Here is a 12,037-nt window from a genome sequence, read left to right on the forward strand (position 1 = left end):
GAAACCGATGCAGCGACAACGAGCTACCGGACCCGGCCGAATGGATGATCCCCGGCGCTGTCGGTTCGCACGGCTCGCAACTTCAGCCCCTCAGAACAGATGGCACTGGTCGGCGGGGAGGACGCGCGCCACGCACAGGCCGACTATGCCGAAGAACAACACGCTCGCGATCGCGCCTCGAACCGCGTCGACGATGCCTGGGGGAATCTCCACTGCTGCCGCTACCGGTTCGGCGCTGATCTCGGCGGTGGCCGTCGCTGGGACGGCTGTCGCGGCCGTCAGGGCAATCGTCGCTGCGGCGATGATCCGCATACCGGCATGTTTCATGGTCGACTCCTCGCTCTCGGCACCGACCGCGTGACCACCCTACGTCCGTCGTCGGATCCCGGGCAGCCGCCAATTCCGGTGGCTCCCGGAGCCGCGAGCCCTACCCCACGTCCCGGCGCAGCCAGGTGACCTCCGCGCCGGATTCCGTTCCGTACCGGTAGATTTCGAGGTCCTCGTCCCAGGCCGTGCCGAGGGCGCGGTCGATTTCGGCGGCCAGGTCGTAGGCGGAGTACTTGCCGAGTTCGCGGGTGGCCTGGAGCATCGCGCGCAGGCGCATCTCGCCGATCATGACGTCGCCGTTGGCGCTCGTGGAGCCGTGCCACAGACCGAGGCCGGGGACGAAGCTGTAGCGCTCGCCGTCCACGCCGTCGCTGGGGTCCTCGGTGACCTCGAAGCGCAGAACCGGCCAGGAGCGCAAAGATTGGGCGATCTTCGACGCGGTGCCGACGGGGCCGATCCACTCACTGGTGGCGCGCAGTTGGCCGTCGGCCGGTTGGGCGGTCCAGCGCAGTTTCGCGGGGGCGCCGAGGGCCGAGGTGAGCGCCCACTCGACATGCGGGCACAGCGCGGCAGGCGACGAGTGGATGTAGACCACACCCGCCGTCGCGTCCGCGAACTGACTCGATGCGCGCACCACCAACACCTCCAGCTTCGACGAGGAACGTCTTCCCCAACGATTCGTCGAACTGGCGTTGCCTGAGTGTACTGGAGTGCCCGAAGTTACACGTGTTACTTCGTGACCGTGTTGCGCGTGGCGGTCGCCTCCGCGATGACGGCATCGCTCAGCGGTGGCCAGGCCGCGCGCGCCCAGTCGCCGAAATTCTCGTCGCTCAACGCGAGACACGCCAACCCCGTGCTCGGGTCAACCCATAAAAATGTCCCGGATTGGCCGAAATGTCCATAGGTTTGTGGCGAATTCGTGCCACCGGTCCAGTGCGGCGTCTTGCCGTCGCGGATCTCGAAGCCCAGTCCCCAGTCGTTCGGGCGCTGCGAACCGTAACCGGGCAGCACGCCGTTCATGCCGGGGAACTGCACCGAGGTGGCCTCGGCGTGCGTCTGCGCCGAGATCAGCTGGGGACGGAGCAATTCGGCGGCGAAACGGGCCAGATCCGCCGCGGAAGACCGCGCGGCGTGCCCGGCCGGACCGGTCAGCACCGAAGCGGTCATGCCCAGCGGCCGGAACACCGCGTCGCGCAGGTACTCGTCGAACGCGATCCCGGTCTGGGCGGTGACGAAGTCGGCGAGCACCTCGAAACCCGAACTGGAGTAGATCCGCCGGGTTCCTGGCGGGGCCTGGACGTCGGTGGTATCGAACGCGAGTCCGGACGTGTGCGCCAGCAGATGACGCACCGTGGCTCCGGGCGGGCCCGCGGGCTGGTCGAGTTCGACCGCGCCCTCCTCCACCGCGACCAGCACCGCGTAGGCCACCAGCGGCTTGGTCACCGACGCGAGCGGGAACACCCGCTGCACATCACCTTCGCTCGCGACACCGCCGTCGGCGGTGACCACCGCGGCCGCCGCGTGCCGGACCGGCCATTCCCGGATCTGCTCGAGTGAACGCACCCTGCGAGCCTACGAGAACCGGATAGCTACCATCCATTCACCATGAGTGAAACGCCCACTGTTCACGGAGACGTCGCGCCCGGCTTCGAACCGGTCGCCGACGCCTTCCGCCGCAATTTCGAGCGCCACGGCGAAATCGGCGCTGCTGTCGCGGTCTACGCGGGCGAGCGCCCCGTGGTGGATCTGTGGGCCGGGTTCCGCGATCGCGAGCGCACGCTCCCGTGGGAGCGGGACACGATCGTGCCGGTGTTCTCCTCGACCAAAGGCATGGCGGCGTTCACCGTCGCCGCCGCGGTGGCCGAAGGCCTGCTCGACTACGAGCAGCCGGTGGCGAAGTACTGGCCGGAGTTCGCCGCCAACGGCAAGGAAACGGTCACCGTGCGTCAGCTGATCGACCATCAGGCCGGGTTGTCCGGCCTCAGCCAGACCGTGCGTCTGCCCCAGATCGCCGACCTCGATGGCCTCGCGACCATTCTGGCGGCGCAGAAACCGGCTTGGCGGCCCGGCACCAGGCACGGGTATCACGCCATCACTCTCGGCCTGTACCAGGGCGAACTGCTGCGCCGGGTCGACCACGGCCGCCGCACGCTGGGGCGGATCTTCGCCGAGGACATCGCCGCACCGCTGGGCGCCGATTTCTTCATCGGCCTGCCCGCGGAGCAGAGCATGGACCGCATCGCCACGATGTCGGCCACCCGGGGGCTGGACGTGCTGCGCTACGAACGCGATATCCCGCTGCGCATCGGCGCGGAGATCTACGCCGAACGCGGTCTGTCCTACGCGGCGCTGACCAACCCGCGCTGCGGAGCGCCGGCGCGGGCGACCCGGCGCGAGTTCCTGGAAGTGGAACTGCCCGGCTCCAATGGCGTCGGCAACGCCCGCGCGCTGGCGAAGGTCTACGGCGCGGCTGCCGGTCGCACCGGCGCGCTGCCGATCGATGACGCACTGCTGGACCGGCTCGCCGCGGCCGATACCGCCGACGATGTGCCTGCCGAGGACCTGGTGCTGCACACCAAGAGCCGCTACCACCTCGGCTTCCGCAAGTCGCGCGGGAGCTTTCGCTTCGGCTCGGACAAACGCGCCTACGGCACCACGGGACTCGGCGGCTCGTTCGGGTTCGCCGATCCCGCGACGGGGCTCGGCTTCGGGTACACGATGAACCGGCTCGGTCTGGCGGTCCTCGACGACGTCCGCAGCCGCAACCTCCGCGAAGCGCTGCTGCGCTGCCGGATCTGAGCCCGCCGCGCCGAGCCTTCCACGACGCCCGCACCGGTGCTGCCTACACTCGCGAGACCCATGCCTGCGAAGGCAGATCGGTTACCGACCGCGCTGCACGAAGCCACCTAGGCGATGAGCTACGGCATTCTCACCTTCCGGCGCACGGCCGCGATATCGTGCACTTCGCGGGGTGGAAGCAGCATGTGAGCCTCCACCCGGTCCCGGACGGCGATCCCGCGTTGGCCCGCGAGCTCGGGCCGTACCGGGCGGGCAAGGGAACGCTGCGGTTCCGGCTCGGCGAACCGGTGCCGTACGAGCTGATCGCACGCGTCGTCATCGCGCTCGCCGAGCGGCGGTGAGGCGCTCTACCAGTCGGCTTCGGTGTACTTGATGATCCCGCGGATGTTCTTGCCGTCGAGCATGTCCTGGTAGCCCTGGTTGATCTCCTCCAGGGAGTAGCTGCGGGTGACCATGTCGTCCAGGTTCAGCTGGCCGGACTTGTACAGCGACAGCAGGCGCGGCGCGTCCTGGCGGGCGTTGCCGCCACCGAAGATGCAACCCTTCACCGTCTTCTGCAGCATCGACAGCAGGAAGCTGTTCAGCTTGACGTCGTTCTCGTCCATCCGGCCCATCGAGGTGACCACCAGGGTGCCCGCCTTCGAGGTGAGGATCAGGCCCTCTTCGATGTACTCGCCGTGCATCTCACCCATGGTCAGGATGACCTTCTCGGCCATCCGGCCCTCGGTGGCCTCCATCAGCGGCATGATCGCGGCGGCCATGCTCTCGTAGGTGTGCGTGGCGCCGAACTTCTGCGCCTGCTCGCGCTTCCACGGATTCGGATCGATCGCCACCACCTTCGACGCGCCGGACAGCACCGCGCCCTGCAAGGCGCTCATGCCGACGCCGCCGATGCCCGCGATGACCACGGTCTCGCCGGGAGCGACCTGGGCGACGTGGGTGGAGGAGCCGAAACCGGTGGGAACGCCGCAGCCGACCAGGCAGGCCACCTCGAAGGGGATGCTCGGATCGATCTTCACCACGGAGGTGTGGTGCACCGTCATGTACGGCGCGAAGGTGCCCAGCAGGCACATCGGGATGACGTTCTCGCCACGGGCCTGGATGCGGTAGGTGCCATCGCTGATCGCCTGTCCCATCAGCAGACCGGCGCCCAGATCGCACAGCGCCATATGTCCTGCCACGCAAGCCGGACAGCGGCCGCAGGCGGGGATGAACGACAGGATCACGTGGTCACCGACCTGCAAATCGGCCGGGCAGTTCGGGCCGAGCTTGGTGATCACGCCCGCGCCTTCGTGCCCGCCCATGACGGGGAAGGACGGCATCGGGGTCGCTCCGGTCACGATGTGGTGGTCGGAGTGGCACATACCGGCGGTTTCCATCCGGATCTGCACCTCACCGGCGACCGGGTCACCGACCTCGATCTCCTCCACCGACCACGGCTGGTCGATCCCCCACAGGATCGCGCCCTTCGTCTTCATTCCTGTCGACCCTCTCGCATGCACGTGCTTATATGTGACTGCACCCACAGTACGAGAAAAATGTAACGCGTTCTAGTGTCGGTCGAAAAATTCGTCGGTAGAGCGTGACCTTCTAGCCGAACGCGTTACAGTTCCGCGATGCGTTTCAGCCGCGCACGTCGTGCACGTGGTGCACCAGATCGTGCAGGATGTACCGGGCGAACGACTCCACGGTGAACTCCGCTCCGTCACTGCGCGCACCCCGCAGACCGCGCCGCTCGCGCGGCACCGAGGCGAAAGACCGCGCAGCCCGCTCGGCGGCCTCGGCGAACTCCTCGGCCACCCGGGCCGGGTCCTGCTCGTTGTAGCGGTCGGCTTCCGCGGCCGCGTCCTGATCCCAGTTCTGGAAGCGCGGCGGCTCGCCGTCGGGGTCACCGGCCAGCATCAGGCCGAGGCGAGTGTCGGACATACGGCACACGTCACGCACGTGCGCGCCGTATTCCAGAGCCGACCAGGTCGATTCATCCGGCCGCACGCGTACGCCGGGGCGGTCGAGCACCGCGGCGAAGCGGACAGCCGTCTCCCGGATCAGGGCGGGCACGGCTTCGTAGGTGGTCGCGGCGGCGTCGAAACCGCATTCCGGGCAAGGGCGCTCGAGCACCCAGGTCCAGTCCTTGACATCGGGAACGATCGGCATGCGCTCAACCTAGGCGCGGCCGTATCGCGCCTTCCACCGATATCCGGTCAACTATCGGGCACATCCCGACAGCGTCACTCCATCAGCCGCTGCGCCCGTTCGAACAGTTCCAGCGTGATCGCGTGCAGGAAGTCGCCGACCTGCTTGGGGGCCTTACCCGCGAACGCGCGGGCATGCGTGCCCTCCAGGACGATGCCGAGCTTGAAGCAGGCCAGCACGGTGTACCAGGGCATGGCGGTCAGGTCGCGATCGGAGAACCGCGCGTAGTGCTCGATCATCTGCTCGGCCGTCGGCAGCCCGCCGACCGCGCCGAGCTTGCCGACCAGCGCCGCACCGGTGGTGCCCGGCTCCGGACGGGTGGCGATCTGCCAGCCCAGATCCAACAGTGGGTCGCCGATGGTCGACATCTCCCAGTCGACCATCGCCGCCACCTGCGGCCCGTCGAAGGAGAACATCATGTTGGCCAGATGGCAGTCGCCGTGCAGGATGCCGGGGGTCCACTGGGCGGGGCGATTGCGGTCCAGCCACTCGCCCACCGCGGCCACGCCGGGGATCTCGGGGCCGGGGTAGCCCTCGTTGGCCGAGTAGGACTCGAGTTCACCCAGCCAGCGCGGCACCTGGCGTTCCAGGAAACCTTCCGGCTTGCCGTAATCGGCCAACCCGAGCGCCTGGTAGTCCAGCGCGCCCAGACGCGCGATGGCCTCGACCGCCGACAGGCCCATCTGCCTGCGGATCTCCGGATCGCTCGCATGCGGTTCCGGCAGTTCGTTCTGCGGATTGAAGCCGTGGATCGGCTCCATCAGGTAGAACACCGCGCCGAGCACCGACTCGTCGGTGCAGGCCGCGATCACCCTTGGCGCGCTGACCTCGGTGTCGCCCAGCGCGCCGAGCAGCCTGGCTTCCCGCCGGATCACGTCGTTGCTCTTGGCGCGCAGATGTTTCGGTCCGCGCCGCAGCACGTAGGTCCGGCCGCCGCGGGTGAAGCGGAGCATGATGTTCTGCGTCCCGCCGCCCAGCGCGGTCACGTCCTCGAACTCACCCCCGGACAGACCCTGCTCATCCATCCACTTTCCGACGACGGCGAAGTCGACGACGGCGGGATCCACATCGACCGGTTGCGCAACAGACATGCACCACATTGTGCACCACCCGCCGACCCGAACTGAAGGCAGACGACAACAGTTTGCCCCGACCGGCGCGGCGTAGGGTTTCCAGCACCATGCGCACGCTGTTGATCGACAACTACGACTCGTTCACCTACAACCTGTACCAGCTGATCAGCGAGGTGAACGGCGTCGAGCCCACGGTCGTGCGCAACGACGAGGCGCGCACGGTCGCCGAACTCGGTCTCCGACGCTACGACAACGTCGTCGTCTCGCCGGGGCCGGGGCGGCCGGACGTGGCCCGCGACGTAGGGATCTCCGCGGCGGTGATCCGGGACAGCGACCTGCCGCTGCTCGGCGTGTGCCTGGGCCATCAAGGGATCGTGGTCGCCGCGGGCGGCGTGGTGGCCGAAGCGCCTTCCGCTCGGCACGGTTACCTCGATCGCATCGAGCACGACGGCCGGGATCTGTTCGCCGGGGTTCCGCAGGGTTTCACCGCCGTGCGGTATCACTCGCTGTGCGCGCTGCGGCCGCTGCCCGACGACCTCGAGGTCACCGCGCTGTCGGGTGACGGCGTCGTGATGGGCGTGCGGCATCGCACGCGACCGCAATGGGGTGTGCAGTTCCACCCGGAATCGATCGCCAGCGAGTTCGGCGCGGCCCTGCTGCGCAACTTCGCGAGACTCACCACAGCGCACCGGAGCGGGCGCGCCTCGCCCGCGCCGAGCCCGTCGATCGACGCGGGAGAGGCGTTCGGCGCGGAGCCGGTTGCCCAGGGCCGCCCGCTCACCGCCGCCCGCACCGGGGACTCGCCCGTGCCGCTGGCCGCCGAGCAGTTCCCCGCCGGGGCGGCCGAACTCGAGCGTCCCGCCGGGCGCGCGGTTCGCGCCTATGCCCCGGCCCCGCGGACCTTCCGGCTGCAACGGGCCGTCCTCGAACGGCCGATCGATACCGAGAGCGCGTTCGTGCAGCTGTACGCCAACTCCCCGACCGCGTTCTGGCTCGACAGCGAACACGTCGAACCAGGCGCCGACCGCTTCTCCTTCCTGGGCGACGCGAGCGGTCCGCTGGCCGAGGTGCTGCGCTACCGCGTCGGCGACGGCGCGGTGACCGTGGAGTCGTCGGACGGGCATCGGCGCACCGCACCCGGCGGCATTCTCGAGTTCCTGGCCGCCGAGCTGCGCGCGCGCAAGCTCGAACTGCCGGATCTGCCCTTCGATTTCGCCGGCGGCTACGTCGGCTATCTCGGCTACGAGGTCAAAGCCGACTGCGGCGGGAACATGGCGCATCGCGCGCCGACTCCGGACGCGCAGTGGATCTTCGCCGACCGGATGGTGGTGGTCGACCACGTCGGCGGCCGCACGCATCTGCTGGCGCTGAGCGACGACGGGGAGACCGCCCGGTCGGCCGCCGACTGGCTGCGCGACACCCGCGAAACCCTCGATACCCTTCCGACCTGGACGAACCCGCCGCCCCTCGAACTGCCACCGGACGGTGACGCCGTCGCGCCACTGCTGACCCGCGGCCGGGAGCGCTATCTGGCCGACATCGCGGTCTGCCTGCAGCGACTGCACGCAGGCGAGTCCTACGAGATCAACCTGACCGACAGCGCCACCATCCCCGCCGCCGCGGCCGACGGCCTCGACTTCTACCGCACGCTGCGCCGGTGCAACCCCGCCCCGTATGCCGCCTACCTGCGTTTCGACGATCTCGACATCGCCTGCTCGTCACCGGAGCGCTTCCTCAAGATCGACCGCCGCCGCATCGTGGAGAGCAAGCCGATCAAGGGGACCGCGCCGCGCGGCGCGACGCAGGAGCAGGACGAGCGCCTGCGCCGCGAGCTGGCCGACAGCCCGAAGACCAGGGCGGAAAACCTCATGATCGTGGATCTGCTGCGCAACGATCTGGGCCGGGTCTGCGAGATCGGCAGTGTGTACGTCCCGAAACTGATGGTCACCGAGCAGTACGCGACCGTGCACCAACTGGTGTCGACGGTGCGCGGCAAACTGCGGCCCGAGGTCGGCGCGGTCGACTGCCTGCGGGCCTGCTTTCCTGGTGGATCGATGACCGGCGCGCCGAAGCTGCGCACCATGGAGATCATCGACGAACTGGAAACCGAAGCGCGCGGGGTCTATTCGGGCACTATCGGCTTCCTCGGGCTCGGGGGCACCGCCGACCTGAACATCGTGATCCGCACCGCCGTCCGCTACGGCGGACGCTGGCGGATCGGCGCGGGCGGCGCCATCGTGCTCGACTCCGACCCGGCAGACGAGTATCACGAGGTGCTGCTCAAGGCGGCCGCCACGTTGCGCGCGGCCGCCGACCCCGCGCACCGCTGAGCGCTGGATTCGACTATTTGCGCCGCCTGGCCGGCTTCCGCCGGGGCGGCTCGTCGGCGGGTGGCTCCGGCGCGCTGAGGCCGGTCAGCTTGCCGAGCAAGGCCACGCCGGGCAGCTTCGCCAACCGCCCGAGCACGTCCTCACCGAGCGAGATCATCGCCTCCAGCCGGGGCAGCAGCCGGTCATAAGCGGCGAAGGCCGGATCGGCCAGGGCCAAGGTGCGGTCGAGCCGGTCGATGGTGGAGTTGAGCCGCTCGATCGCGGTGGACAGGTTCTCGATCAGGCCGGGCAGTTGCGCGGCCAGCTGCGCCGACGCGGGCGGCAGCCGCACCGCCGTGTCGAACGCCGACGTCGCGGTCAGCTGGGCGGCTTCCAGCGCCTGGCCCGCGGCCGTCTGCGCCGCTTCGACCGCAGCCTGCGCGGCGGCGAGGACATCGGCGGGACCGGGCACACGCCCGCCGGGGAGCTTGGGGGTCTGCGGCTTACGACCCGGGCGCTTCGGGCTCGTCATGGGAACACTGTGCCGCACGCCCCGCCGAAGGACCGCCCTCGCGCGTTCGGCGTGTCGGAGGGTCGTGGCATAGTGCGAGCACCATGAAACTCAGCAAGGGCGCGAACGCAGCGGTACCGACATCCCTTCTAGCCGTAGTTGTTTCATGGCGATCGGAGCACGCGGTGGACGCGCACGCCTTGCTGCTGGACGCCTCCGGTTCGGTGCGCTCCGACCGCGACCTGGTGTTCTACAACGCGCCGCGGCACGTGTCCCAGGCGGTCACCCTCGATCAGGAACCCGCGCCGGGCACCGCGCGGCTGAGCGTCTCGCTGCCGCGCACCGAAGCCGACGTCGAGCGCATCGTGGTCTCCGGCTCGGTGGAGGACGCCACTTTCGGCGACATCCACGGGCTCACCGTCGCGGTGCACTCGGTCGACGGGGCGGTGGTGACGTTCGAGATCGATGACGCCGGCGCGGTGCAAGCGCTGATGTTCGGCGAGTTCTACCGCCGCGACAGGCAGTGGCGTTTCCGCGCGATCGGGCAGGGCTGGTCCAGCGGACTGGCCGGGTTGGTCACCGAGTTCGGCGTCCAGGTCAACGACCCCGAGGCGCCGGCCCGCACCACCCATCCCACCAACCCGTTCCGGGTGCGCCGCCCGGCTGTGAATACCTCTGCGCAGGAGCGGCTTTCGTCGAACAGGACAGAAGCCACCGAACCGGCCCGACGATTCGCGCACGGATCGCTGCCCTCCGGTCAACCTCCGCGAAACGGGCGATCTCCCGAAGATACGGAGCGAACCGACAGCGCCGAGAACGCACCGGCCCCGCGTGAGCGCCTCCGCGCCGACGACCCGGCCGGGCGGCTGGAAGCAACCGAGGTACGCCCGGATATCGACACCCCTGCCCGGTCGCACACCGAAGTGCTCGACCGCGTGGACACCTCTCCCCTGCCGCGGCACACCCACCGCGCGGTCGACCTCCACCGGCACAGCCGCGACGCCGCGCCCCTCGCTCCCCCGCCCCCGCGGCCCGAGCTCGCGGACTGGCACCCCGAGCCGGACAACCCGCAGGTCATGCGCTGGTGGGACGGCACAGCATGGACCGAGGACCGCTGTCTACGGCCACCGCCCGGCGATCGCCATTGCGCCCGCTGCGGAAACGCGCTGCGACGCAAGTTCTTCGGCGGGTTCGCGCCGTGCCAGAGGTGTGCCCAGGAGATCGAGGAGTTCCTCGTGCACTGGCATACCCGGGCGTGGCGGGTGCTCACCGGCCACGGGCCGCGCGGCCCCGAGTGGGCGGAAGTGTGGGCGTCGTTGCGTTACCAGCGCATCGACGCCGGAGCGGGCCGCGCGGCCTTGCGCGACGCGGCGCTCAGTTACGTGGAGCGGCTGGTCACCTTCGCCTTCGCCGACGGTGAGGTCAGGCACGCGGAATTGGAGCTGTTCGAGCACGCGGTCACCGAACTCGCCCTCGGCGGACCGCTCATCGAAGACCTGCGCAGGCGGATGCATCGCGGCAACACCCTCTACCGGCTGCGCACGGGCGATCTGCCGATCGTCCGCACACCCGGTCTGCACCTGGACCCCGAGGAGACGGTGCACCTCGACCTGCCCGCGACGCACGTGCGGCAGCTCGCGCGCGGGCCGAAGCTGACCGAGGGCAGGCTGATCGGAAGCAACAAGAAGCTGCGGTTCGTCGGCGCCGACACCGGCATCGAGATGCTGTGGTCGCGAGTGGTTTCCGTGCACGCGGAACAGGGGACGGTGGTGATCGCGGCCACGTCGGCGCGCGGCGGCGCGACCTTCGCCGTCGACGATCCGGATTATGTCTCGGCCGCGCTGGAGGGCGCGCTGCGCGTGGCCAAACGTCTCGTCCTCACGCCCGGTCAGCGCGACACCCGCAGCATCCCGCAAGAGGTGAAGGCGCAGGTGTGGCAGCGCGACGGCGGCCGCTGCGTCGAATGCGGCGACGGACACTACCTGGAGTTCGACCACATCATCCCGCTCAGCCGCGGCGGCGCGACCAGCGCCGCCAACCTCCAGATCCTGTGCCGCGCCTGCAACCGGGCCAAAGGGGCCCGCATCTAGCCCGGTGTCACTCGCCGAGCAGGCCCGCGGTGCGGCCCAGATCGGCGAGCATCGCGTCGAACAGGATCTCCGGATTGTCCAGCGGGATCGGATAGTTGCCGAACACCTCGAGCGTGACATGGCCGTAGAGCCGCGCCCAGATCTGGATCATCAAGTACGTCACCCCGAGGTCCAGCTTCTCGGCGGGGAACTTCTGGCCCGACTCCGACAGCGCAGCCAGCAGTTCGGTCTGGAAGTGCACCAGATCCTCGCGCAACTCCGGCGGGATGACGTCGGTGGGGGGCGTGACGATGTCGTAGTTCGCCAGCAGCCTGCCCGCCGCGGCCAGGAAGACCCGGCCGAAGGGCTCGTCGAAGCGGCGCAGCGCGCGGGCCCTGCCCGCGCCGGGCGAGGCGAACACCAAGGTGAACTCCCTGGTGTGCGTCAGCGCCCAGCGCCGGAACCCACGGCAGATGGCGAAGAACTGCGCGGCGCCGTCATCGGGCAGCGTGGCGATCTCCGCGGTCAGTTCCTCGGCCAAGTCGGCGCAGAAGTCCAGCCGCAGCCGCTCCAGCAGGTCTTCCAGCGAGCCGTAGTACCGGTACAGCGCCGGCGCGGTGACACCGAGTTCCCGTGCGATGGCGCGCAGGGTGACCGCGTCGGGCCCGCGCTGCACCAGCAGCGCGCTGGCCACCCGCCGGATATCGGTGTCGGTCACCACCGGCGAGCGGCCCCGGGGTTTGGACTGTTGCACCG

Annotated in this window: 12 protein-coding genes; 4 read left to right on the forward strand and 8 right to left on the reverse strand. The window is 69.5% G+C overall.

Translation table 11 applies throughout. From position 1 onward, the window contains the following. Positions 1 to 90: 90 nt before the first annotated feature. The 3 genes from ACWDMM_RS18285 to ACWDMM_RS18295 all read right to left on the reverse strand — a co-directional run bounded on the left by ACWDMM_RS18285 (position 91) and on the right by ACWDMM_RS18295 (position 1,890). On the reverse strand, positions 91 to 312 hold the full coding sequence (locus ACWDMM_RS18285; protein WP_195077715.1) for a hypothetical protein: 222 nt from the start codon (positions 310 to 312) through the stop codon (positions 91 to 93). A gap of 115 nt (positions 313 to 427) precedes the next feature. After that, complete coding sequence (locus tag ACWDMM_RS18290; protein ID WP_039796858.1) at positions 428 to 961, reverse strand: DUF3145 domain-containing protein; 534 nt, start codon at positions 959 to 961, stop codon at positions 428 to 430. Between the two features lie 95 nt (positions 962 to 1,056). Then, positions 1,057 to 1,890, reverse strand: a complete 834-nt coding sequence (locus tag ACWDMM_RS18295; RefSeq protein ID WP_195077714.1) for a serine hydrolase domain-containing protein — start codon at positions 1,888 to 1,890, stop codon at positions 1,057 to 1,059. A 42-nt stretch (positions 1,891 to 1,932) separates the two neighbouring features. Here ACWDMM_RS18295 and ACWDMM_RS18300 point away from each other — a divergent pair, with 42 nt between their 5' ends. After that, positions 1,933 to 3,126: a serine hydrolase domain-containing protein gene (locus tag ACWDMM_RS18300; RefSeq protein WP_195077713.1), complete on the forward strand. Its 1,194-nt coding sequence runs from the start codon at positions 1,933 to 1,935 to the stop codon at positions 3,124 to 3,126. 185 nt (positions 3,127 to 3,311) lie between these two features. Further along, entirely contained in the window at positions 3,312 to 3,467 is a 156-nt protein-coding gene (locus tag ACWDMM_RS18305) for a hypothetical protein (protein WP_195077712.1), read from the forward strand. A gap of 6 nt (positions 3,468 to 3,473) precedes the next feature. On the opposite strand, the gene ACWDMM_RS18310 is transcribed toward ACWDMM_RS18305, so the two are convergent. The 3 genes from ACWDMM_RS18310 to ACWDMM_RS18320 form a co-directional block, all read right to left on the reverse strand. Further along, positions 3,474 to 4,604 carry an NDMA-dependent alcohol dehydrogenase gene (locus tag ACWDMM_RS18310; RefSeq protein WP_067800980.1) on the reverse strand — a complete coding sequence of 377 codons (1,131 nt, stop codon included), beginning with the start codon at positions 4,602 to 4,604 and terminating at the stop codon, positions 3,474 to 3,476. 145 nt (positions 4,605 to 4,749) lie between these two features. Beyond that, positions 4,750 to 5,280, reverse strand: a complete 531-nt coding sequence (locus ACWDMM_RS18315; RefSeq protein ID WP_357108881.1) for a DinB family protein — start codon at positions 5,278 to 5,280, stop codon at positions 4,750 to 4,752. A 74-nt stretch (positions 5,281 to 5,354) separates the two neighbouring features. Next, entirely contained in the window at positions 5,355 to 6,410 is a 1,056-nt protein-coding gene (locus ACWDMM_RS18320; protein WP_397070021.1) for a phosphotransferase, read from the reverse strand. 89 nt (positions 6,411 to 6,499) lie between these two features. Here ACWDMM_RS18320 and pabB point away from each other — a divergent pair, with 89 nt between their 5' ends. After that, entirely contained in the window at positions 6,500 to 8,722 is a 2,223-nt protein-coding gene (gene pabB / locus ACWDMM_RS18325) for an aminodeoxychorismate synthase component I (RefSeq protein ID WP_195077709.1), read from the forward strand. Positions 8,723 to 8,735: 13 nt separating this feature from the next. Here pabB and ACWDMM_RS18330 read toward each other — a convergent pair whose 3' ends face one another. Beyond that, the gene (locus tag ACWDMM_RS18330) at positions 8,736 to 9,233 is read right to left on the reverse strand and encodes a hypothetical protein (protein ID WP_195077708.1); all 498 of its coding nucleotides are present in this window, start codon (positions 9,231 to 9,233) and stop codon (positions 8,736 to 8,738) included. Between the two features lie 83 nt (positions 9,234 to 9,316). Here ACWDMM_RS18330 and ACWDMM_RS18335 point away from each other — a divergent pair, with 83 nt between their 5' ends. Continuing rightward, positions 9,317 to 11,302 (forward strand): TerD family protein, encoded by a 1,986-nt coding sequence (locus ACWDMM_RS18335; RefSeq protein WP_449938510.1) that lies wholly within the window; start codon positions 9,317 to 9,319, stop codon positions 11,300 to 11,302. Between the two features lie 7 nt (positions 11,303 to 11,309). Here the strand turns inward: ACWDMM_RS18335 and ACWDMM_RS18340 are convergent, their stop codons facing one another. Beyond that, positions 11,310 to 12,035, reverse strand: coding sequence for a TetR/AcrR family transcriptional regulator (locus tag ACWDMM_RS18340; protein WP_323123894.1), 726 nt, complete (start codon positions 12,033 to 12,035; stop codon positions 11,310 to 11,312). Positions 12,036 to 12,037 lie beyond the last annotated feature (2 nt).

The organism is Nocardia sp. NPDC003726 (genome assembly GCF_053586955.1).

Coding starts and splice junctions, on each gene's coding strand:
- ACWDMM_RS18285 (WP_195077715.1), bottom strand. CDS start 312: ATGCGGATCATCGCCGCAGCGACGATTGCCCTGACGGCCGCGACAGCC.
- ACWDMM_RS18300 (WP_195077713.1), top strand. CDS start 1,933: ATGAGTGAAACGCCCACTGTTCACGGAGACGTCGCGCCCGGCTTCGAA.
- ACWDMM_RS18310 (WP_067800980.1), bottom strand. CDS start 4,604: ATGAAGACGAAGGGCGCGATCCTGTGGGGGATCGACCAGCCGTGGTCG.
- ACWDMM_RS18315 (WP_357108881.1), bottom strand. CDS start 5,280: ATGCCGATCGTTCCCGATGTCAAGGACTGGACCTGGGTGCTCGAGCGC.
- ACWDMM_RS18320 (WP_397070021.1), bottom strand. CDS start 6,410: ATGTCTGTTGCGCAACCGGTCGATGTGGATCCCGCCGTCGTCGACTTC.
- pabB (WP_195077709.1), top strand. CDS start 6,500: ATGCGCACGCTGTTGATCGACAACTACGACTCGTTCACCTACAACCTG.
- ACWDMM_RS18330 (WP_195077708.1), bottom strand. CDS start 9,233: ATGACGAGCCCGAAGCGCCCGGGTCGTAAGCCGCAGACCCCCAAGCTC.
- ACWDMM_RS18335 (WP_449938510.1), top strand. CDS start 9,317: ATGAAACTCAGCAAGGGCGCGAACGCAGCGGTACCGACATCCCTTCTA.